The sequence below is a fragment of the Cupriavidus consociatus genome, assembly GCF_017814975.1.
GTDB lineage: Bacteria > Pseudomonadota > Gammaproteobacteria > Burkholderiales > Burkholderiaceae > Cupriavidus > Cupriavidus consociatus.
Genome location: NZ_JAGIQA010000020.1, coordinates 44,754 through 67,523, shown reverse-complemented (window position 1 = coordinate 67,523; position 22,770 = coordinate 44,754). Strand labels below are relative to the sequence as shown.

The following is a 22,770-nucleotide window of genomic DNA, read 5'->3' as shown; positions in this document are numbered from 1 at the left end:
CCTTTCGGCAAGCTATTCACGTTGGCCATCTGTACAACTGGAACCGAGATGATCGCGCCAATCGTTGATGAAGAGTTGTGGGCACTGACGGGAACCTCCGCTGACACAGCCAAAACCTTGACGCTACGGCTCATTGCCAGGCGCCGGACCGAACAACGATAGTGGTCTGGGCAAAGTCCGCTGGGTTGTCGAACGCATTCATGCGCGCATCCCAACATCCGTCGTCTTCGCGTCGCTTCGAACCTCGGACAGACATTCATGGATCCTAAAACTCAGCTGCAGGAACTATCAGGCTCGCTCGGTCGTCTTTTCCGAAACCGTTTATCAGTTTTCATTCGAATTCTCATTTTGTTATCCATAAAAAGGGAGACACCGTGGAAAAGTTCTTCGCTCCAGCTATTCGGCTGATGGAGAAGCTGCCGACCAGCGGAAAAGCCATCATTGTCGTTCTGCTCTTTCTCACTCCTTTAGGCACTGGACTTTATTTCGCTTTTGATTCAAGCATCGACCAAATTAGCTCCGCGCGTTCGGATCTTCGTCGGCTTTACGATCCCGAAACTGCTATGGATGCTATGCGAGAGGTCCAGCTTCGCAGGGGAACCATGGCAGCAATCTTGGCCGGCAATGACGCATTTCGCGCGCGCTTTGACAATGCCGACGTGCAAGCTGCGAAGCATTTTGCGCGACTACTGGACGCCGCGCAGCGCGCTGGCGACGCCGCAACCGCGAGTGAAGCTTCAGCGTTGGCTGACTCATGGGGTCGCGTTCGAAAGCCGGGACTTTCCGGAGATGCAGAACGACTATTCACCTCGCATACGGGCCTTGTGAACACCGTACGCAGTTTCACATCTGACGTTTCGAGGCGATTCTCACTTGGCATTGATCCAGGAAAGCATTCGAATTGCCTGGCCGATCTATCATTCTCCTCGGTACCAAAGTTATTGAAGCGGCAGCGCTTAGTCGAGGCATTGGGGTCAAGGTCGTGAGCGCGGGAAACTTCAAGGATCCGGCTCAACGCAATGAGATGGCTGGGTTGGCCGAACAGATAAGAGACGGACTCGCTGCTGTGCGACGTGATGCGAGTCGGGCAATTCTGGTAGCTCCTGAAAGGCGAAGGGAGATCGAAGAAGCATTGCGCCACCTCGCTCCTTTAGATAACTTTCTCGCGCGTGAGAAGTCGGAGCTCATCGAGTCGGAGTCGATTTCAATTAATCCAACGGCATACTTCGCCGCTGCTAGCGAGGCCATTGATGGCTTGTCAGTGGCCAGCGAGGCATTCGAAAAGCTAATGCGCGAGAATATTGAGCAGCGCGTGACGCAAGCTACGATTCGGGTATGGTGCTTGGCACTTGTCACAGTGCTGACACTTGTTCCGGCGTTGTACCTGACTGCTGGATTTGGCCGTGGAAGACGTCAGGATGTAAATGCGATCGCTGATCTGGTTAAGCGAGCTAATAGCGGAGACCTCACTGGGCGTATCACAGTCGCAGGGAAGGACGAGCTCGCAGAGATCAAACGTCTCGTCATGACATTGCTTGATACGTGGGGCGCAATGGTTCGCATAACTATGACGGGGGCCGCGAACGTCCTGGCCGCTGCTACTCAAATTGCTGAGGGGAACTTGGACTTGTCCCGACGCACGGAGGTGAAAGCTGGCGCACTTGAGCAAACCGCGGCAAGTATGGAGGAAATACTTGCGACCGTACAGCAAAACTCAGCCAGCTCTCATGAGGCCCGCAGGCTCGCCGAGGAAGCAGTGGCGCTCGCAAGCAAAAGCCGCAACACGGTATCGCGCGTTTGCGACACGATGACGGAGATTCGAGGTGACTCCAAGCAAATCGTGGACATCGTTGGACTCATCGAAGGCATCTCCTTCCAGACAAACATCCTCGCACTTAACGCTGCCGTAGCGGCTGCTCGAGCGGGAGAGCACGGGAAAGGCTTCGCTGTAGTAGCAGCTGAGGTTCGCAGCTTGGCCCATCGAACCGATAGCTGCGCAAAGGACGTTAAGGCGCTAATCTCGCGGTCGGGTGACCGTATCGAAGCCGGATATACCTTGGCTATCGACGCTGGAGAGGCCATGACCGCCCTAGAGAGCGCTGTAGGCCAGGTACGCCTTATTACCGAAAGCATCAGCACCGCGTCGTCCGAACAAAGCGCTGGTATTGCTCAAGTCACCCAGGCGGTATCCCAGATGGACATGGTTACTCAACAGAATGCGGCCCTAGTCGAACAAGCCGCAGCGGCCGCGGAAGCGCTGCAGAGTCAGTCAAGCCGCATGGAGCGTAGTGTCTCCTCTTTCCACATCGGGGAGTCGGCCCCCGCTTGACCGAGCAGGGCACTTGACGTTCCCCCCTCCCTTGCTTGTGGCGCCGGCATGCCGGTAAGGGAGGGGTCTCCGCTCGCTCGGTCGCAACGTCCGAAGAGGCCTCATCGACTCCCGCACTCAGGATGGGAAGCGAGGTAGAAAGTGTCCTTCAGCATCAGCTCGTCTCACAAGCCTGAGGCCAGGCGCAGGGATTCGGAGGCGCGCGTAACGTCGGTCGCCCCGGCTAGCCGGCTGGTCCGTAGCCCGGCTCTGGTAAGAAGCTATGTCTTCGTTACGCGCGGGATCGCCGTTTCGCGAGTGCCTCTTACGCAGCATCTAAGTGGATTACGCCAGCGTGAGTTTGTCTCACGACCGGTGAGCTTTCTTGGGTTGTGCGGAAGAGGTGGACGCACGACACTTTCACTCATGAAAGCCGCTCCCTTCGAATACGTCCGCGTCGAAAGCGTCGACGAAGCACTGAATCTTCTGTCCCTTCACGGTGGTGACGCAAAGCTCATCGCCGGTGGACAGAGTCTTGTTCCCATGATGGCTATGCGGCTCGCTAGGCCTGCAGTGTTAGTCGATATTGCAAGGCTGGACGAGCTGAAGGAGAGTCTTGTCGATGGCCGTTTCGTGACGCTTGGCGCTGGTGTTCGGCAACGGCACGTGGAACTTGACGCGACGTTGCGCGAATCCCTGCCATTGGTGCGCGAGGCGCTGCGTTGGGTGGGACATATCCAGACGAGAACCCGCGGTACTGTGGGAGGCAGTCTGGTACATGCCGATCCTTCCGCCGAATTGCCGCTGGCGGCAGTCGTGCTGGGCGCGACTTTCCGAGTGCGTAGCCTAGAAGAGGGCGAACGCCGGATTCCAGCATCCGAGTTCTTCCTGGGGCCAATGTTCAACACCTTGGGTGAGCAGGAATGCCTCATAGACATCGAATGGCCGGTTTGGAACGGGCCTGGTGTGAGAACAGCCTTCGAGGAAGTCGCAATGCGACATGGTGACTTCGCCATGGCGTCAGCCGCATGTCAGTTGCAGCTTGATGGCGATGGGGTCTGCCGCCGAGCTGCTTTTGGCCTGGGGGGCGTCGATGGGACACCGCTGTCCTTTCCGGACATTAGCGCTGGCCTGGAAGGCCACAAGGTCAATCAGGACATCGCCCGCGAGGTTGCGCAGGCCTGCGTGGCGCGAATTCAGCCGGCGTCGGACGTGCACGCCGATGCGGACTATCGGCGACATCTCGCTGGTGTTCTGCTCACGCGGGTGATTCTCCAGTCCGCTGGGCTGCTGCACGCCGAACATTGAAGAAGACGATAGAGCAATGACACTACCCAAACTCGTCAACGTCGAGATCAAGGTCAACGGGGTGATCCAGTCCCGGGATATCGAACCTCGCACGACGCTTGTTGACTTTATACGCGAGCACTTGAACTTGACCGGGACCCATGTGGGTTGCGAGCACGGCGTCTGTGGCGCTTGCAGTGTTTTGCTCGAAGGCGAGCCAGTGAGGTCTTGCTGCATGTTTGCTGTGCAGGCAGACGGGCTTTCGGTCACCACTGTCGAAGGGCTGGCGCCCGAACGCGGGTGCCTCAGCAAACTACAAGATGCATTCTGCGAAACCCACGCATTGCAGTGTGGCTATTGCACTCCAGGCATGCTGATTGCCTGCCACGCGTTGATCGAGCAGCATCCTAAGCCTGACGAAGCACAGATACGTGATGCGATCGGGGGCAATCTCTGCCGTTGCAGCGGTTATAAGCAGATTGTTGACGCAGTCAAGCTTGCGACTTCGCAGGAGGGCGATTGTTTTCCGGTGGGAAGCGCTGTGCCGGCGCAAAAAAAGACGGATACTGTGGGGGGGAACCATGGCTGAGCCGAAGCATGCCGCCTACCAGGGGTTCCGCTACATCGGAAAGCACCGCCGCGCGGTGGAGCACCGCCGGTTCGTCACCGGGCAAGGTCGCTATGCGGCCGACATCCAATTGTCCCGTCTTTTGCATGTAGCCATCGTCGCCAGTCCTCACGCCAGTGCCAAAATCCTGTCGATTGACGTGTCGCAAGCCTTGGAAGTTCCAGGCGTCCATGCGGTGCTGACCGGTGAAGACCTCAATGCGAACATCGATCCAATGTTGCCCGGGGTGGATGCGCCTAGCGTAACGCGGTTTCCTCTGGCCAGTGGAGTCGTCCGCTATGCCGGTGAATGGGTGGTTGCGGTCGTCGCTGAGAGCCGTGCACTCGCCGAAGATGCGAGCGAACTTGTCAACGTTGTGTACGAGGAAACGCCCCACGTTATTGACCTCGAAGGGGCGCTGGATCCTGAGTCACCGCTGGTCCATCCGTCTCACGGGTCGAACACAATCTGGCAACGAAAGTTCGTCTGGGGCGATGTCGATCAGCACTTTGCCGCAGCACAGCACCAATTGAGCTATCGGGTGCGCTGGGCACGTAATTCGACGGTGCCCATTGAGACTTTTGTCGCGACTTGCTCGTGGAACGATGCGACGCAGATCCTGGATGTCTGGGCTTCTATCCAGATGCCCAAATACCCCGACCTGCTGGCCAAGTGCCTGCGCTTGCCCGGCAATGGCGTTCGAGTGCACTACGACGTCGATGTCGGCGGTAGCTACGGGGTTAAGCGCGGCCTCAAACACACCATTCTGGTGGGCTACCTTTCGCGCATGCTGGGTCGGCCGGTGCGGTTCATTGAGGATCGGCTTGAGAACATGCGCGGCGGTGATATGCAAGGGCCCGATCGCCAGTTCGACGTGACGTTAGCGTTCGATGGCGACGGCACCATCCGGTCGATGCGCATGCGGGCGGTGGACGATATTGGTGCCTACTCGGGTCGAGCGCCGTTGCAATTGGGCAAGCCCGTTGGGGCCATCGTCGGGCCCTACCGTATCGCCAGTGCGGAGTATCACGCGATCTCGGTGATGACGAACAAGACGCCCCAGGAGGCTGTCCGCGGCTTCGGGCAAGCCCCCACTAACTACGCCCTAGAGACTGGCATGGACAAGGTAGCGCGTCATCTTGGCATCGACCGCATTGAACTGCGGCGCCGCAACCTGATTGGCAAGGACGAGTTCCCGTATCTGATTCCGAGTGGCACCTACTACGATTCGGGCGACTACGAGACAGTGCTGGACCGTGCGCTGGAGGCAGCATCCTGGGACGATCTGGTTGGCCAGCGGGATGCCCTTCGTGCCCGCGGCCTCTTGGCCGGTATTGGGGTCAGTACCTGTCTGGAACCGTCAGGTGGCAACTCGGCGTTCGAGCCTCTGTTCAACCCGAAGAACAAGACGACCACCTGGATGGACTCATGCTTGGTCCGTATCGATCTCAATGGTGCAGTGACAGCGTTGATGGGTACGTCCACTTCGGGACAGGCGCACGAAACGCTCGTGTCTACCGTAGTGGGGGAGGTGCTGCAACGCGAGCCGGACTCGATTCGGGTGCTGCATGCAGACTCGCTCAATGCACTGCCGTCAAACAGCCCGGTGGGTAGCCGCATGGCCATCATGCTTGGTGGTGCGGCAGCCGGTGCAGCGAAGATCCTGAAGGCCAAGCTGATGCGCATTGCCGGGCACAACCTTGGTTGCCCAGAGAGCGACCTTGTCTATGCGGACGGGCATGTGTCGGTGGGTGGGGACGAGAGTCGCAGCCTGCGATGGGAGGCGCTGGCGGAGATTGCCCATCGGTACTACCACCAGCTTCCTCCCGGCATGGAGCCGGGATTGCAGGAGAAGTTCGTCTGGGAAGTGCCAACCGGAGGCAAGCTACCAACGGAGGACGGTCGGGTGCAGATGTATCCGTGCCACTCGTTCGAGTCGCATGTAGTGCTGGCGTCGGTTGATCCGCAGACCGGGGCAACGACGCTACGCCGCTACGTATGCGGCCATGACTGTGGCGTGATGATCAGCCCTGATGTGGTGCATGGCATGACGTACGGCGGCATCGCGCACGGCATCGGCGCCGCTTTGATGGAGAAGTTCGCCTTCAGCGAGAACGGCCAACTGCTCTCTGGCACTTTCATGGACTACTTGCTGCCCAGCGCTCAGGAGGTGCCAGACATCACGATCGTCGATCACTGCACGCCATCACCGCTCACAGAGTTTGGTCAGAAGGGTTCGGGCGAGGCGGGCTATTTGGGAAGCGCAGCGGCTATCGCTGGAGCGCTCAATGATGCACTGTCGACCATTGGGGCATCGATCGACGCTTTGCCGATGACGCCACAGGCGGTGTGGCGGGCCATCCAGTCGGCGAGCAATAACAGGGGTATGAATTGACATCGGAAATTGAAACTCGGGTCCTCCGTGGCCCTGCCGGCGATATCGCAGCCCATTTGCAGGGACCCATGCGAGGACAAGTTGTGGTGATGAGCCACTCCATCCTGTCGAGCAGCATGATGTGGGAGCATCAGGCAAAGTTGCTTGCCCAGAAGGGCTTTCGCGTGGTGCGGCTCGATACCCGTGGGCATGGCGGCTCCCGCAGCGACACCAGCACTTGCACGATGGATGACCTGGTGGACGACATCGTTATCGCCATGGATGCGCTGGAGATTGCGCAGGCCCACTATGTCGGGCTGTCGCTGGGCGGCATGAGCGGCTTCGGGCTTGGCATCCGCCATGCGGATCGACTATTAAGTCTGTGCATCTGCGATGCGAGAGCCGATGCACCTCCGGCGTTCGCGGCCCCCTGGGACGAACGGATTGCCGTTGCGCAGAAGGAGGGTAGTTGCGCACCCTTGGCCTCGCCGACCATTGAGCGTTGGTTCGGCAAGGCATTTGTTGAATCCTACCCCGCCATCGCGAATCGCTTTCTCGATACGGCATCCAAGGTGCAGGTGGCCGGTTTCGTGGCGTGTGCACGGGCGATTCAACAACTGAACTATCTGGGGGAGGTAGGCGGCATCGCCTTGCCGCTCACCATGATTGTCGGTCGCAACGATGCGCAGCTTCCACAAGCAATGCTCGAATTGCAAGGTCTAATTCCTGGCTCGGTCCTCGAGACGATTGACGGCGCTGGGCATCTGCCAAACATCGACCAGCAAGCCGCTTTCGATGTGGCTCTACTGCGGCATTTTTCCCGTGTCGCGCAATAGGCTCCACCCTAACTTTAAAGAGAACGTAGCATGCATGAACATCTGAAGATCGAACAGGACGGAAGGATCCTGCGTATCACGCTGAACCGGACCTCGGACAATGGCGTCTCGGACAGCATGGCCGCAGCCCTGTCCAAGGCCGTGCTGAGTGCCCATGAAACTTCCGACGTAGTGCTTCTGCGTAGTGCAGGTCCTGACTTCTGTACCGGCCGCATCCGCGACGCAGGGACAACGCCGCCCGCTACCGAGGCCTACGAGCGACGCCCCGAGTACGACTCGATCTTTAATAGCTACAAGGCCATCCGCCAAGCCCAGGTGCCGATTGTCGGTGTGGTGGAGGGGCGGTCGATGGGTTATGGCACCGCAATCGTATCGCTCTGTGACGTCAGCTTCGCCGCGGACACCGCCACTTTCAATATTCCCGAGATGGGCCACAACGTGATGCCCACCATGGTGATGTCGGCTGTCTATGATCGTATGAACCGAAATGCGATCCTCTGGATGACCTATTCGACTGACTTCATCGATGCGCAACGTGCAATGAGCTACGGGCTCGTCAGCACGGTCGTACCAGAGCAAAGCCTGCAAGCGGAGGTCGATCGCTTCATGGATCTCTTGCTCAGCCGCCCGCGGCCGGCAATTCTGGGTCTGAAGGAGTACCTGCGCGTCGCGCCGAGGATGGACGACCAAGGGGCTATCGACTACGCGCGTACCCTGCATTCCATGGTCAACACCGCAACGGCGATGAAGAAGGCACATTGAAGGACGTGTGAGCCGAATAGGCTAAGCACTGAAGAGATATGAACATTACTGGCCAACAAACCATTGCCGCAACACCCCAACTGGTTTGGGATGCGCTTAATAACCCCGAGATCCTCAAGCGGTGCCTACCTGGTTGCGAGTCAGTCGAGAGCTCGGCGGCGGGCGAGTTCCTTATTGTGATGGCCGCGGTAGTCGGTCCGCTGCGGGCTCGTTTCAAAGGAACCCTGCGCATGACCGAGGCGAAGCCGCCGGAGTCCTGCGTCATGGTTTTCCAAGGTGAGGGGGGGGCGGTCGGATTTGGCAAGGGATCGTCGACGGTAAGCCTTGCCGCTGTGGCAGGCGGAACAGAGCTTGAATACACGGCAAAGGCTGAAATCGGCGGCAAGCTGGCGCAGGTCGGATCGCGATTGGTCGAGACCGTGGCTCGTAAGCTGTCGGACGACTTCTTCAAGGCATTCCGGCAACAACTGTCGCCAGCACCGTTGGCTTCGGTGCCCGCTCACGAATCGGTCCCGTCCACCGCGCCGCGGGACACAGAGGGTGCTGGATTCTCCGTTGATCGTCTGGCGGGAACTGCTGTTCCGCCCGAGGCGGCCATTGAGGCGGAAGCATCCGCGGCGGCAATGTTGAAGTTGGCCGGGGCGACAGCACCGGCGAGCCAGTCTGAACACACGAACTCCAGCGCCAGGTCAGTATTGGTTCCCGGCTGGTGGCTCCTGGTAGCTGCTGCGTTCGGTTCGCTGGCGTCGCTTGCGGGAGGTTGCTGGTTACGCTGATAGGACTTGCTCGCGATTCACTGGTGTGTGGAAACGCACCCGAAGCGCGGGCAGGCTTGATAGGCGTCGGAATTGATGTGCCGGAGCGGGCCTTGGGGGGGCGGAATGGGTGCCGGGTACCATTGCAATGCTCGTTCGTGCTGCTTTCACGACAGCGGCAGCGGTGGCATTCCGGTCGTCTTGGGCCGGAAGAGCACATACCTTGGCGCAGTAGTGCCTTTTTCAGGTGGACCGAGGATCCGGATACAAAAAGAGAGTCGGAGAGCCGCCAATCTACCGCAGCCCGGCTTCGCCCCGTGTTTGCCGAGCATAGGGCCCCGAAGAACGCCCGCTGCATTTGCATGAACCGCGGCTAGCCAAATCAACGCTCTCTTTAATATGGAAAACCTCGACTTAACTGTTCTCCGTACCCTTCGCGACTGGCGGCTTACAGGCCAGCGGGCGATACTAGTTACCGTGGTACGCACCTGGGGTTCCTCGCCGCGACCAATTGGGTCAACCCTGGCAGTCAGAGATGACGGAGTAGTAATCGGCTCCGTTTCGGGTGGATGCATCGAGGATGATCTTATAGACCGCTATACAAGTTGTAACCACAAAGGGCAGCCGATCTCCGTCACCGCGCCTACCATGGTGCGCTACGGAGTAAGCGCTGATGAGGCCCACCGCTTTGGCCTCCCCTGCGGGGGTACGATGGAACTGTTGCTGGAGCCGAATCCCGATGGCTTGTCGCTCGCGGATTTGGTCACAGGCTTAGAAGCCGGTCAATTGATACGGCGGCGGGTAGATCTACGCGACGGCAAGGTCACGCTGGAGACAGCTGATGAACCGGAGGAACTGGCTCTTTCCGCTGACAGTCTGACAAACACCTTTGGTCCGGAGTACCGGATGCTCCTAATTGGTGCAGGTCAACTGACCGAGTACCTGGCCAACATGGCCATTGCCAATGGCTTCACGGTTACAGTTTGTGACCCACGCGCGGAGCATCGGGCGACGTGGTCTATGCGAGCGGTAGCAGTACTTGCCGGTATGCCAGACGATGTCGTTGCGCAGTTTCGGCTCGATCGACGCTGCTGCGTCGTTGCCCTGACACATGATCCGAAGCTTGATGATCTGGCGTTGCTCGAGGCGCTTCACAGCGATGCGTTCTATGTCGGAGGAATTGGTTCGAGACGCAATTGCGCCGCGCGGCGCCAACGCATGATTGAGTACTTTGACGAAACCGAAGAATCACTTGCCCACCTCCGAGGCCCCATTGGCCTGTACATTGGCAGTAAGACTCCATCGGAGATTGCCACGAGCGTGATGGCCGAGATTCTTGCCGTAAAAAATGGTGTGATAGTGCCACTGGAGATGCAAGTGGCCAAGGCGAAGGATTATCAGGTGAATGTAGAGCGCGAGGGCGCATTGACGCCGCATTGAGGTTCAGCAACAAGAATATCGAATCTCCTTTTTGTAATCACGTTGTCGGCGCCATTTTTGCAGAATGCTGAATGGCTATCATGCAAAGTCAAAGTAAGACATTCCGGGAGACGTCTCTCACCTTGGCGAGCCTCCGAAAGGAACTCCAGGAGATTACCAAGTTAGTGCATCATCACGCCTTTGAGAGGGCTAGCGGTGACGAGGCGACTTACGTAGCGCATGTTACCGCTCTGCTCGACGAGCTATTTGAACGTTCTGATGCACAAGGGCGCGTTATTTGTTTTGCAGCGGGAGCGGCGTTCGGGCTGTCCTTACGCCACCAGGCGGAACGGTGCATAGAGGCGGCAATGCATACCGGATCTGACGCCGTCAGGATACTCTACTGGACAGCCGTTCGTCGCATGCACGGGTCAAGGCGCTGATTCGAAGACCTTGCCTCTTCAGTCACCCAATCTCTAAAAAGTTGAAAAGCTTTGCTTTCGGGTCTGGATGTCGGCCATATAAGGTAGTATCCGATTTCGCTACGTGCGACCAAATCAAATGGCGCGACCAAGGATCCATCTGCAAGGTTTTGACGCACATACGCGTGCTGTGCGATTGCAATTCCGGCGTGGTCGATTGCCGCTTGGATGGCCAACGACACGTTACCGAACTTTAGATTGTGCGGTGCGTTGAAATCTCGTAAGCCGGCTTGCATTAGCCATGTATGCCAATCGTCAACGCGCCGAACAGAATGCAGCAGGGTAAATCTCCAGAGGTCATGAGGAGTAATATGGCCTCCCGCCGCGTCAAGGAGCTTTGGGCTGCAGACTGGCAGAGGCTCGTCGTCAAAAAGGCGGATACCGGAAGTCCCCTGTGGTAGTTCATTGCCAACATACGAGCCCATATCATAGTCCTCTTGCCCGAAGTCGAGCTCGCGAAAGCTTGTGAGGATGAGGATGTCTATTTCTGGATGTGCGCCGTTAAATCGGGCTAGACGAGGCATTAGCCATCGCTCGGCTAACGACGGTAGGAGGCGAATCTTTAACGACGCAGTGCGTGGCTTGCGCGCAAGGGCATCTAGTGTCACGCTAATACGATCAAAGGCCTGGGTTAGGTGGGGTATCAAAACTTCCCCCGCATCAGTCAATCCAATCGAGCGACCAACGCGTCGAATCAACTCAACCCCGATTTGGTCTTCAAGGTTCTTTACCTGCTGGCTAATTGCGCCGGGGGTCACGCACAGTTCGTCGGCGGCCTTCGAAACGCTAAGGTGTCTTGCAGTCGCCTCGAATGCGCGCAAGCCAAGTAACGGTAGTTGAGAACGATTCATTGAGTTGTAGAACTCGCATAGTTGATCAGCAGCGGTGGAATTGGCGCCCGCCTTCGGGAAGTTCGCCTCCCAACCCGGTAACTCGAAGGCCTACCCAATGGCTTGTTGCTTGCCTTAAAAGTGACCAATGAGTATCTTGTGATGACTATCTCCCTAGGCGGCTGTCGGCGTCCCATCGCAGCGATCACCAATCCCGATAGCTTCTCAGGCCCACGAACAGTTTAGTATAGCTAAATCAATAGCGTACAAATTCTGCATTGTCCGACGTGGCACATGGCTGTAGCTTCCTAGAAATGGGAAGGCACTGGTTGTTCTCCGTCTTCCCAGGCAAAATTTTTAGGGAAACTAAACAATGGAGCGTCGTTGCACGTCGCGCTACGCAAAAGGGAAAGTGGTTGGATTGCTCTGTTCGCGAGCCGAGTATGAGCATGGTGCCAGATACCTCTGGCCTGGGTGAATCGTCATGTGGCCAATGCGCAACTTCCCAATCCAGGCTCATCCGCGGGTGCTAAAGCCAAATGGTCGAGGTGAGGAAGAGGGGAGCGTACCATCGGTGTTGTATTGGCTAGCCGTCCTAGCGATCAATGAAGTTCGCATAGTGTCTGGCATGGCGCCGATTTCTGCACTCGGTAGCCGACTACTATAGGAGACAAGGTGGACCAGATATCTACTCCATACTCGTACTATCGGGGCGGGACAAGCAAAGCTGCGATCGTGCTTCGGAAGGATCTTCCGACGACCAACGATGCTGAGTTAAAAGCATGGATACTGGCCGCATACGGTTCGCCAGATCGACGTCAAATTGACGGCATTGGCGGCGCCGACATCCTTACAAGCAAATTTGCGGTAGTTGGACCTTCTAGCCGTCCAGATGCAGATGTGGATTACACATTCTTTCAGGTTGGCATCGACAGTTCAAAAGTTCTCACCGACCTGAACTGCGGGAACATTTCCGCTTCCATCGGGCCCTTTTCGGTTGATGCTGGGCTAGTGCCAGCAGTAGAGCCCGTAACGCATGTACGGATACACGCCACAAATTTCGGAAATATTATTCACGCGTCCGTCCCGGTTCGGGACGGACGTGCTCAAGTTATTGGCACACAACATATCGACGGTGTACCAGGGTATGGCGCTCCAATTTCTCTGGATTTTAGGGAAACCGTTGGCGGGAAGACCGGAAAATTGTTGCCAACCGGGTCTGCACTTGACCGAATTGATGTTCCCGGAATCGGCCAGATGGATGTGAGTATCGTCGACTTGGCTAATCTGGTTTGCTACGTGAAAGCCGAAGATGTCGGTCTTGCCGCTAGTGAGAATGTTGCCGATTTGATTGGCGACACCGAGTTGATGGACCGAATCGAGGGCATACGGCTGGCTTCCATTGTTGCGCTTGGCATGGCGCCAGACATGGACTCGGCTGCTAGACAGGGACTTGCTACACCCTGGGTATCCGTCGTTGGAGCGCCTGCGAATTGGCCTGATTTTGCAAGCGGCGAAACGCACCTTGCCAGCGAGTGCGACATCTCTGCGCGACTATTCAGTCGCAGGAATATGCACAAAGCATATCCGGGGACAGGTAGCGCGTGCCTGGCCGTTGCTGCGGAAATTGCAGGATCCATTCCACATGAGATCGCATCCCGGAATCGGTCGGCGGGTGACCCGCTTAGGATAGGCCATCCATGTGGTGTTCTCACGGTCAGAGCCAAAATCGGACCAAAAGTCGCGGGGCAACCAACTGTAGAAGAGGCAAGCTTGATACGTACCGCGCGGCGTATTGCGGACGGAAACTTATATGTGCCTGTCGACAAACTTCCGTGGCTACGTGTAAATCAAGAATGATGTGTAGATATCGAAAGCATTTATTGGAATTAAGATGAATAAGGTCTATCGTATTCAGGTATTTATCGGAATTCTTCTGGCTACGTGTTTCAGCTTCGCCGCTGCGGCATACCCAGAGCGTCCTATTCGGATGATCGTCCCCTATCCGGCCGGTGGCATCGCAGACAATGTTGCGCGACGTTTGGCGCAGGAGATGGGTGCGTCTCTCAAGCAGACGATCATCATAGAGAATAAGCCGGGCGCAGACGGAATTATTGCCGTGAATTCGTTGAAATCATCTTCGGCGGATGGATATACCATCTTGATGGTAAGCGAGGCGCTGACCAGTTTGAATGGACTCGTCTATAAAAAGATTTCCTATGATACGTTTAAGGACATGGTTCCGATCGGTAAGATCGGAAATGTTGCGATTGTGCTATCGATATCGCCAAGCTTACCTGTGGACGATGTTTCTGGGCTCGTAAGCTATGCCAAAAAGAATCCAGGGAAGTTGAATTATGCTTCCTTGGGGAAGGGGAGTATTTCGCATCTCGCTGCAGAAATGTTGAAGGCGGAAGCTGGTATTGACGTGGTGCATGTTCCATATGCTGGTGGAAGTGCGATCCAGTTGGCGAAAATGAAGGGCGATATTCAGTACAGTTTCGGCGTATTAGGGTCTGACATGGAATATATTAAGAACGGGCGTTTGAAGGCACTTGCCGTGGCATCGGCACGTCGCTCATCGCTTGCTCCTGCGATTCCCACGCTGGCCGAGAGCGGATTTCCGGACTTTGACCTATCCTCAACAATTGGATTAGTGGCTAGAACGGGAACACCGCAAGCCGCTATTGATCGGTTGAATGCATCGCTGAGCTTGGTGTTGAAGGACCGCAATTTCGTTAACCGTCTTTCTGGATTGGGATTTGAAGCTGCACCGCCGGCCTCACCCCAGATCTACTGGGACGAGGTAACCAAGCAATACTCGGTCTGGGAAAAATTCGTCAAGCGGTTTGGTTTTAAGATTGAATAGTACGATCCCGCGTTTTGCGTGAGCGTGCTCATTGGAGTAGCTTACTCATGCGGCAAGCCCAACGAAATTCGCTGAACCATGCAGGGCCAGCTGACTTCTGCAACAACGCCTTGACGAAATGATTTCAACCGGCAGAAGTTCAGCCTTCTGTGGAGCTCCACAGAAGGCCGACCTGCAGCCCCCAGGTGCGAGCCATGACAGATAATCGGCCAAAGCGGACAACCTCACTCAACTGGGAAGATGTCCGCCTCTATTAAGGATTGTTTGATGCCCGCCCTGGTCTGCCGGACGGTGAGATGCGGTGGCGCCCGTGGGCAGGAGTCGATCAATTCTTAACAAGCCGTGAGGACGGAACCCCTGAACCAGACCTGGAAGAACAGGTGCGACTCGCCGAGCACGAACACTTGGTAAGAATTTCACTTTCGTGAAAGTATACATTCGACTTCCGGCTGCTTTCTGTCATCAAGGAGTCGTGGGTGGCGGCCCATGCCTTGTGGGTACACCCGAAATCCCTCACGCCGCCCATCGTCTTCGGTGCGGAGGTAAATGCTGGTCGTGGCGATCGACGCATGGTCAAAGTTGTCGCGCATATGGCGCAGGTCCACCTGGCGGTCGCTCATGTGCGAGCCCGCCGTATGCCGCAGCCAGTTTGCCGACGGCTGGCCAGCACCTCGGCCAGCGGGACCCATTCCGGCCCGCGCGCCCGCATGCGTCCGGCCGCCATGCCGCGCGACAAGGCCCTTTCCCAATCGATGGCCGGCAGCAACCTCTCAAAATCCTCAGCGCAGATTCCGTGCGCACTGCGTCAGCCATTGACGAAGCAAATCCACGTGTTGCTGATCGATGCCCTCAAGCATCTCCGCTTCGAGTTTCTTCACGGTCTCGTCGCACCGCGCCAGCAGCGCCCGTGCATTCTCCGTCAGGCTCAGCTTGACAATGCGTCCGTGCGTCGGATCTGCCTCACGCACGATCCAGCCTTTGGTCTCCATCATCTTGACAATTTCATTGGCCGATTGCGGTGACATGAACGACCGTTCGGCCAGCTGCGCGTTCGACAGGCTGCCTCTCGCCTGCAATACGGACATGGCCGTGAAGAACGGCAGCGTAATGCCATGCGGCGCGAGTGCCTCGGTCAGCCGGCGCTTGACGATGCGATCGGTGCGGCCAATGAGGTAGGGGATGCGGATCGGCGCCGGATTGATCGCTTCCTGCTTCGTGACCTGATCCACGTCCTTCGTTGTCCTTTTCGTTCTTGACGTTGCCATGGTGATATGCGGCGCTTCCTGTGTCGCGTCTTGAGAGTCGTTAGGGGTTTACTCGCAACGATGATAATCTACTTGATGTATCAGGGAGCCTGACATTATATTGATGCCGCGTTGGCATGCCAACGAAGCGCCCGCGGGATCACGCGAAACAGCACCTGACCTCCGCAACACCCGGGGGGCAGTGATCCCTGCCGCCGCACCGGCCACGATCTGACAATAAGGGAGACAACCATGCAGCAAATTCTTGCCGGCGGCGCCTTGGCGGCCGCCGCGATGGCACTCGTCTCGTTGACGGGATGCGGTAGTGGGGACGATTCCGGCAACAGCACAGCCGGGGCGTCTTCTTCCGTGTCTTCAGCCGCGTTGCCTTCACTCTCGCCAGCGACCGGCAGTACGATGACCGCCACCTGCGAAAGCCTCGCTGGCCACCTCGCGTTTCAGAACACATCGGTCGCGGCGGTCAGCACGGTAGCGGCCGGCACGGTCAAGATCGGCGGCAGGGATGTCGCCGATCATTGCCTCATCACGGGCAACATGAACACGCGCGTGAGTTCAGTGGACGGCAACACCTATGCCATCGGCTTCGAGATCCGCATGCCGAAATCCTGGAATGGTCGACTCTTCTACCAGGCCAACGGAGGACTGGACGGAAGCGTCGCCACTGCGCTTGGCACGTTTGGCGGCGGTCCGGTGACCGGGGCGCTTGCCATGGGCTTTGCTGTCATCAGCTCGGACGCCGGCCACAGCGGCAGCCAGAATCCGCTGTTCGGTCTGGATCCGCAGGCGCGCATCGACTACGGCTACAACGCCGCTGCGACGCTGACGCCGATGGCCAAGGCGCTGATCGGGCAGGCCTACGGCAAGGGTCCCGATCGCAGCTACTTCGGCGGCTGCTCCAACGGCGGACGCCACGCCATGGTGGCGGCTGCGCGGCTGGCGTCGCAGTACGACGGCATCCTCGCGGGCGATCCGGGTTTCCACTTGCCCAAGGCGGCCGTCGCGCAAGTGTATGGCGCACAGCAGCTCGCCACGGTTTCCAGCCTGGGCACCGATGGCCTGCCGGATATTTCGACGGCGCTGACGCCGGCGGAGGCATCATTGATCGCAACTCGCGTGGTCGCAAAGTGCGACGCGCTCGATGGCGCCACGGACGGCATGGTCCACGACCTGAAGGCGTGCCAGGCGCAGTTCAGCCTGGCCAACGATGTGCGCAGCTGCTCCGGCGCGCGGGATGGCACTTGCCTCACCGAGGCGCAGAAGACCGCCTTGGGCAATATTTTCGCCGGGGCACGCAACAGTGCCGGGCAATCGCTCTATGCCAGCTTCCCGTTCGACGCGGGGATCAGCGGGGCCAACTGGGCGCAATGGAAGCACTCGATGTCGGTCACGCGCGATCCGGCGGCGCTGGCCTTCGTCTTCACCGCGCCCCCCGCACCGACATCCACCAATAGTGCCTTGAAGGCCTATGCGTTCAACTTCAGCATGGACGTCGATGCGCCAAAGATCTTTGCGACCCATGGCATCTATGCCGAATCACCCTGGTCGTTCATGACGCCGCCCGACGAGACCAACCTGTCGGTGCTGAAAAACCGTGGCGCGAAGCTGATCGTGTATCACGGCACCAGCGATCCGGTGTTTTCCTCCAACGACACCACTGACTGGTACGAGCGCCTCGCGGCAGCAAACGGGGGCGATGCCAGCAACTTCGCGCGGTTCTTCCCGATCGCCGGAATGAACCACTGCTCGGGCGGGCCGACTGCAGACCAGTTCGACATGATCACCCCGCTCGTGGCATGGGTGGAGCAGGGCAAGGCGCCCGACAGTGTCGTTGCCACGGCGCGCGGCGCGGGCAACGCAGTGCCAAATTCCGAAGTGCCGGCCGCTTGGTACACGGGAAGCACCAACCGCACGCGGCCGCTGTGCGCGTATCCGAAGACGGCCCGCTATGCCGGCTCCGGCGACATCAACGATGCGGCGAACTTCCGCTGCCTCTGATCTCTGCATCCAGCAAGGAACCACCATGCAAACTTCTACCGTAGTACGCGCCGAGGAGACCTCGGGCGCGGCGCTCACGCTCGGCCTCTGCTTTGTCGTCGCGCTGCTGGAAGGGCTCGACTTGCAGTCGATCGGTGTCGCCGCGCCCCGCATGGCGCGAGAGTTCGGTCTGTCGGTCAGCGAGATGGGACTGGCGTTCAGCGCCGGAACGTTCGGCCTGCTGCCAGGCGCCATGCTGGGCGGACGGCTGGCCGACCGCATCGGCCGCAAGCGTGTGCTGATCGTGGCCACCGCGCTGTTCGGCATCTTTTCCATCGCGACGGCGCACACCGTCGACTTCTGGAGCCTGCTGGCCATTCGTGTCGCTACCGGCATGGGTTTGGGCGGCGCCATGCCGAACCTGATTGCGATCTGCTCGGAATCGGTGCCGGCCAGGCTGCGCAATACCGCCGTCAGCATCATGTACTGCGGCATCCCGTTCGGCGGTGCTGTGGCGGCGGTGATTGGCATTCTCTCCGCAGGAGACACCGGCTGGCGCCACATCTTCTATGTGGGCGGGTTTGGGCCGCTGCTCGTCGTGCCGTTGCTGCTGATGCTCCAGGACTCGCGTCGTTTCGACCAGCCGCACGGTGAGTCGGTGAAGCCGCCACCGGTGGCCTGGGCACTCTTTGGGGAGCGTCGCGCGGTGGCCACCGCATGCATCTGGATCAGCTACTTCTTCACGCTGATCGTGCTGTATTTCCTGCTGAACTGGCTGCCCTCGCTGATGGTGGCGAACGGACTGAGCCGGGCGCAGGCGGGCGTGGTGCAGATCGTGTTCAACATCGGTGGCGGTGCTGGCGCGCTGGGCATCGGCATGCTGATGGACAGGGGCCGCCCGCGCGCGGTGGTGTCGGGCATGTATGCCGGGATCATCGTTGCGCTCGCCACGCTGGCGGCCGCTTCGGGCATGACGTGGATGGCATTCGGCGCCTTCCTGGCGGGCCTGTTCGTCATCGGTGCGCAGTCGGTGCTCTATGCGCTGGCAGCCGCGTATTACCCGATGTCGGTGCGCGGCACCGGTGTGGGCACCGCCGTCGCGGTGGGGCGGCTCGGCTCCATTGCCGGACCGATGCTGGCGGGGCAACTGCTGGCCATGGGCAAGAACGCGAGCACGATCATCGGTGCGAGTATTCCGATCACCATCATCTCCGCCATTGCCGCATTGCTGTTGTTGCAGCGACCCGCGGCAAAAGACTGACCAAGGCAACAAGAGATCACAAGAGAAGGAAAGGGAAAACGAGACAATGAAACGCAAGAACATTCACCGTGCCGGGCGGGGGTTGCTGGCGCTGGCGTCGCTGGCGGCGTTGCCTGCGGTCGCGACCGCACAATCCGTGACGCTGTATGGCGTCGTGGACACCGGCGTCGAGTACGTGAGTTCGATCGGCGCCAACAAGGACAGCGTAGTACGCGTGCCGAACGTCACGGGTACCGTGCCGTCGCGCTGGGGGCTGCGTGGTACGGAGGACCTCGGTGGTGGCCTGAAAAGTCTGTTCGTGCTGGAATCGGGGTTTGCTCCGGACTCCGGCACGTCGGGCCAGGGCGGCCGGCTGTTCGGCCGCCAGGCACTCGTTGGCTTATCCGGCGGCTGGGGGCAGGTCGCGCTGGGACGCCAGTACACGATGCTGTTCTGGGCGATGCTTGACGCGGACATCCTCGGGCCCCAGGTGTACGGCACCGGCTCACTGGACAGCTACATCCCCAACGCGCGGGCCGACAACGCAATCTCGTACAAGGGCACCTTCGGCGGCCTAACACTTGGCGCGACCTACAGCTTCGGACGCGACACCGTGAACGCGGGCCCGAGCCCGGTCGGCACGAACTGCGCGGGCGAGAATCCGGCCGACAAGTCCGCCTGCCGCGAATGGTCTGCGCTGATCCAGTACGCGACCGCATCGTGGGGCGTGTCGGCGGCATACGACTCGCTGCGCGGCGGGCCGGGCGCGTTCGCGGGACTGACCAGCAGCGGACTGAAGGATGACCGCCTCTCCGTCAGCGGCTACGCCTTGTTCGATCGCACGAAGATCGGTGTCGGCGTGCTCAGTCGTAACAATGAAGGAAGTCCGACCGCGCGCAGCGAACTGTATTACGCCGGCGCAGCGTATGACGTGACGCCTGCCTTCACGATCGCGGGCCAGGTCAACTACCTGAAGTACCATCACAGCGACAACAAGGCGCTGCTCTATGCCTTGCGCGGGACGTACGCACTCTCGAAGCGGACCTCGGTCTACGGCACGGCCGGCTACATCAACAACGACGGCCAACTCGCGCTGTCCGTGAGCAGCGGCGCATCGGGCGGCAATCCGACGCCGGGCGGGTCGCAATTTGGCGTCATGGTGGGCGTGAAGCACGTCTTCTAGTCGCGCCGGCATGTTGATCGAGTATCAACACTAAGGGTTTTCACGCGGTCGGCCGGATTTCGCTTGCAGTGTCAGGTAGCCTGATATTAAATTGATTCCACGACGAACTGCCGACCAGTCATCAAGGAGACGAACATGGCCAATTACGAAGGACGCTGGAAGACCGTGAAGGTCAGCGTGGAAGAGGGCATCGCATGGGTGACGTTCAACCGCCCCGAAAAGCGCAACGCGATGAGCCCGACCCTGAACAGCGAGATGATCCAGGTACTCGAAGCGCTCGAGCTCGACGCCGACGCCAGAGTGCTGGTGCTGACCGGCGCCGGCGACGCGTGGACCGCCGGCATGGATCTCAAGGAGTATTTCCGCGAAGTCGACGCCGGCCCCGAGATCCTGCAGGAGAAGATCCGTCGCGACGCCTGCCAGTGGCAGTGGAAGCTGCTGCGCATGTACGCGAAGCCGACCATCGCGATGGTCAACGGCTGGTGCTTTGGTGGTGGCTTCTCGCCGCTGGTGGCGTGCGACCTCGCGATTGCTGCTGACGAGGCTGTGTTCGGCTTGTCGGAAATCAACTGGGGCATCCCGCCGGGCAACCTGGTCAGCAAGGCGATGGCCGATACGGTCGGACATCGCCAGGCGCTGCACTACATCATGACCGGCGACACCTTCACGGGCCAGCAGGCTGTCGCGATGGGTCTGGTCAACAAGAGCGTGCCGCGTGCGCAACTGCGCGAGCACGTGCTGGAACTGGCCGGCAAGCTGCTCGAGAAGAACCCCGTCGTGCTGCGCGCCGCGAAGCACGGCTTCAAGCGCAGCCGCGAACTGACCTGGGAGCAGAACGAGGACTACCTGTACGCCAAGCTCGACCAAGCGCAACTGCGCGACCCCGAGCACGGGCGCGAGCAGGGCCTCAAGCAGTTCCTCGACGACAAGTCGATCAAACCGGGCCTGCAAGCCTACAAGCGCGCCTGAGGCCGCGAGCGCCGTAGAGCGCCCCCCGACAAGCATCCCGACAGGGAGCGGGCTTCGCCGCGTGCGGGCCCGCCTGGAGACATCACTTCATGAACGCGTTGACCATGCTGATTGGCGGCCAGGACCGGTCCGCCGCCAATGGTGCCACTTTCGAGCGCCGCAACCCCGTCACGGACGTGGTGGCGTCCCGCGCACCCGCCGCGACACCGGAGGACGCCATCGCCGCGGTCGAAGCGGCGGCAGCCGCCTTTCCGGCATGGGCGGCCCTTGGACCGGGTGAGCGCCGCAAACGCCTGCTCAGGGCGGCCGACATGATGGACAGCCGCACCGACGAATTCATTGCCACCGGAGCAGCGGAAACCGGTGCGATGCCAAACTGGATCGGCTTCAACGTGATGCTGGCGGCCAATATGCTGCGCGAGGCCGCCGCCATGACCACGCAGATCGACGGCAGCATCATTCCGTCGGACGTCCCGGGCAGCCTGGCGCTCGCGGTGCGCCAGCCGTGCGGCGTTGTGCTCGGCATCGCGCCGTGGAACGCGCCAGTGATTCTCGCCACACGTGCCCTCGCGATGCCGCTTGCCTGCGGCAACACGGTCGTGCTCAAGGCATCGGAGGCCTGCCCGGCACTGCACCGGATGATCGGTACCGTGCTGGAGGAAGCCGGACTCGGCAGCGGCGTGGTGAACGTGGTGACCAACGCGCCGGAGGACGCGGCGGCCATTGTCGAGACGCTGATCGCGCATCCGGCCGTACGGCGAGTGAATTTCACCGGCTCGACCCATGTCGGACGCATCATTGCACAGCATGCGGCAAGGCACCTGAAGCCGGCGTTGCTGGAACTCGGCGGCAAGGCGCCCGTCATCGTCCTGGACGATGCCGACCTCGACGCCGCAGTCGAGGCCGTTGCATTCGGGGCGTTCTTCAACCAGGGGCAGATTTGCATGTCCACCGAGCGCGTGATCATCCACCGTGCCGTGGCAGACCTCTTCGTCGAGAAGCTCTCGGCCAAGGCGCGCACCCTTCGGGCCGGTGATCCGTCCGACCCGTCTTCTGTGCTGGGAGCACTGGTCAGCCCGCAAGCCGCGCAACGCATCCGTGCCCTGGTGGATGATGCGCGCGCAAAGGGCGCCAAGCTGCCGGTCGGCCTACACGGCGACGGCGCCATTCTGCAACCGGCGATTGTCGACGGCGTCACGCCGGAGATGGTGCTCTATCGCGAGGAATCGTTCGGGCCGGTAGTGACCGTAGCCCGCATTGACAGCGATGAGGAGGCGATCCGGATGGCCAACGACAGCGAGTTCGGATTATCGGCCGCCGTTTTCAGCCGCGACGTGTCGCGCGCTCTTGCCGTGGCGAAGCGGATCGAATCCGGTATCTGCCACATCAACGGCGCGACGGTCCACGACGAAGCGCAGATGCCGTTCGGCGGGGTGAAAGGCAGCGGTTACGGCCGCTTCGGCAGCAAGGCGTCGGTCGATGCATTCACGGAACTGCGCTGGATTACGATCCAAAGTGGACCGCGGCATTATCCGATCTGAATAGCCGGCAGAGCGACCGGCGGTTACACCCGGCCGCACACGGCCGGGGACACAAGCATGGCAGGAGAC

18 protein-coding genes and 1 pseudogene are annotated in these 22,770 nt (G+C 59.7%); 16 read left to right on the top strand and 3 right to left on the bottom strand.

From position 1 onward, the window contains the following. The first annotated feature begins 374 nt into the window (after positions 1-374). The 9 genes from J8I82_RS24855 (at position 375) to J8I82_RS24815 (ending at position 10,369) form a co-directional block, all read left to right on the top strand. A complete protein-coding gene (locus J8I82_RS24855) occupies positions 375-986 on the top strand; it encodes a hypothetical protein (RefSeq protein ID WP_209761506.1) in 612 nt (203 codons plus the stop codon). Then, on the top strand, positions 983-2,329 hold the full coding sequence (locus J8I82_RS39390) for a methyl-accepting chemotaxis protein (RefSeq protein WP_209761505.1): 1,347 nt from the start codon (positions 983-985) through the stop codon (positions 2,327-2,329). The genes J8I82_RS24855 and J8I82_RS39390 overlap by 4 nt, the downstream gene beginning before the upstream one ends. A 405-nt stretch (positions 2,330-2,734) precedes the next feature. Continuing rightward, the gene (locus J8I82_RS24845) at positions 2,735-3,616 is read left to right on the top strand and encodes an FAD binding domain-containing protein (protein ID WP_209761504.1); all 882 of its coding nucleotides are present in this window, start codon (positions 2,735-2,737) and stop codon (positions 3,614-3,616) included. A gap of 16 nt (positions 3,617-3,632) precedes the next feature. Further along, entirely contained in the window at positions 3,633-4,184 is a 552-nt protein-coding gene (locus tag J8I82_RS24840; RefSeq protein ID WP_209761503.1) for a (2Fe-2S)-binding protein, read from the top strand. After that, positions 4,177-6,597: a xanthine dehydrogenase family protein molybdopterin-binding subunit gene (locus J8I82_RS24835; protein ID WP_209761502.1), complete on the top strand. Its 2,421-nt coding sequence runs from the start codon at positions 4,177-4,179 to the stop codon at positions 6,595-6,597. Before J8I82_RS24840 ends, J8I82_RS24835 begins: the two co-directional genes overlap by 8 nt. A gap of 89 nt (positions 6,598-6,686) precedes the next feature. After that, the gene (locus J8I82_RS24830) at positions 6,687-7,412 is read left to right on the top strand and encodes an alpha/beta fold hydrolase (protein ID WP_209761501.1); all 726 of its coding nucleotides are present in this window, start codon (positions 6,687-6,689) and stop codon (positions 7,410-7,412) included. A 30-nt stretch (positions 7,413-7,442) separates the two neighbouring features. Continuing rightward, positions 7,443-8,174: an enoyl-CoA hydratase/isomerase family protein gene (locus tag J8I82_RS24825; protein WP_209761500.1), complete on the top strand. Its 732-nt coding sequence runs from the start codon at positions 7,443-7,445 to the stop codon at positions 8,172-8,174. Positions 8,175-8,212: 38 nt separating this feature from the next. Continuing rightward, complete coding sequence (locus tag J8I82_RS24820) at positions 8,213-8,950, top strand: SRPBCC family protein (protein WP_209761499.1); 738 nt, start codon at positions 8,213-8,215, stop codon at positions 8,948-8,950. 378 nt (positions 8,951-9,328) lie between these two features. Beyond that, positions 9,329-10,369 carry an XdhC family protein gene (locus J8I82_RS24815; protein ID WP_209761498.1) on the top strand — a complete coding sequence of 347 codons (1,041 nt, stop codon included), beginning with the start codon at positions 9,329-9,331 and terminating at the stop codon, positions 10,367-10,369. Positions 10,370-10,748: 379 nt separating this feature from the next. On the opposite strand, the gene J8I82_RS24810 is transcribed toward J8I82_RS24815, so the two are convergent. Then, positions 10,749-11,681 carry a LysR substrate-binding domain-containing protein gene (locus J8I82_RS24810; protein WP_209761497.1) on the bottom strand — a complete coding sequence of 311 codons (933 nt, stop codon included), beginning with the start codon at positions 11,679-11,681 and terminating at the stop codon, positions 10,749-10,751. A 654-nt stretch (positions 11,682-12,335) separates the two neighbouring features. Here J8I82_RS24810 and J8I82_RS24805 point away from each other — a divergent pair. Both J8I82_RS24805 and J8I82_RS24800 read left to right on the top strand, forming a co-directional pair. Then, on the top strand, positions 12,336-13,520 hold the full coding sequence (locus tag J8I82_RS24805) for a PrpF domain-containing protein (protein WP_209761496.1): 1,185 nt from the start codon (positions 12,336-12,338) through the stop codon (positions 13,518-13,520). Positions 13,521-13,554: 34 nt separating this feature from the next. Then, on the top strand, positions 13,555-14,529 hold the full coding sequence (locus J8I82_RS24800) for a Bug family tripartite tricarboxylate transporter substrate binding protein (RefSeq protein WP_209761495.1): 975 nt from the start codon (positions 13,555-13,557) through the stop codon (positions 14,527-14,529). A 416-nt stretch (positions 14,530-14,945) separates the two neighbouring features. On the opposite strand, the pseudogene J8I82_RS24795 reads toward J8I82_RS24800, so the two are convergent. Continuing rightward, positions 14,946-15,334 (bottom strand): annotated as a pseudogene (locus J8I82_RS24795) (tyrosine-type recombinase/integrase); the annotation flags it as partial. Continuing rightward, a complete protein-coding gene (locus J8I82_RS24790; protein ID WP_284183145.1) occupies positions 15,309-15,758 on the bottom strand; it encodes a MarR family winged helix-turn-helix transcriptional regulator in 450 nt (149 codons plus the stop codon). The gene J8I82_RS24790 and the pseudogene J8I82_RS24795, both read right to left, overlap by 26 nt. Positions 15,759-16,025: 267 nt before the next feature. Between J8I82_RS24790 and J8I82_RS24785 the strand changes: the two genes are divergently transcribed. The 5 genes from J8I82_RS24785 to J8I82_RS24765 all read left to right on the top strand — a co-directional run bounded on the left by J8I82_RS24785 (position 16,026) and on the right by J8I82_RS24765 (position 22,701). Further along, a complete protein-coding gene (locus J8I82_RS24785; protein WP_209761493.1) occupies positions 16,026-17,789 on the top strand; it encodes a tannase/feruloyl esterase family alpha/beta hydrolase in 1,764 nt (587 codons plus the stop codon). A 25-nt stretch (positions 17,790-17,814) separates the two neighbouring features. After that, positions 17,815-19,029 (top strand): 3-(3-hydroxy-phenyl)propionate transporter MhpT, encoded by a 1,215-nt coding sequence (mhpT, locus tag J8I82_RS24780; RefSeq protein WP_209761492.1) that lies wholly within the window; start codon positions 17,815-17,817, stop codon positions 19,027-19,029. A gap of 46 nt (positions 19,030-19,075) precedes the next feature. Continuing rightward, positions 19,076-20,191, top strand: a complete 1,116-nt coding sequence (locus J8I82_RS24775) for a porin (protein ID WP_209761491.1) — start codon at positions 19,076-19,078, stop codon at positions 20,189-20,191. Between the two features lie 135 nt (positions 20,192-20,326). Further along, positions 20,327-21,160: a p-hydroxycinnamoyl CoA hydratase/lyase gene (locus J8I82_RS24770; protein WP_209761490.1), complete on the top strand. Its 834-nt coding sequence runs from the start codon at positions 20,327-20,329 to the stop codon at positions 21,158-21,160. Between the two features lie 89 nt (positions 21,161-21,249). After that, on the top strand, positions 21,250-22,701 hold the full coding sequence (locus tag J8I82_RS24765) for an aldehyde dehydrogenase (RefSeq protein ID WP_209761489.1): 1,452 nt from the start codon (positions 21,250-21,252) through the stop codon (positions 22,699-22,701). Positions 22,702-22,770: the final 69 nt, after the last annotated feature.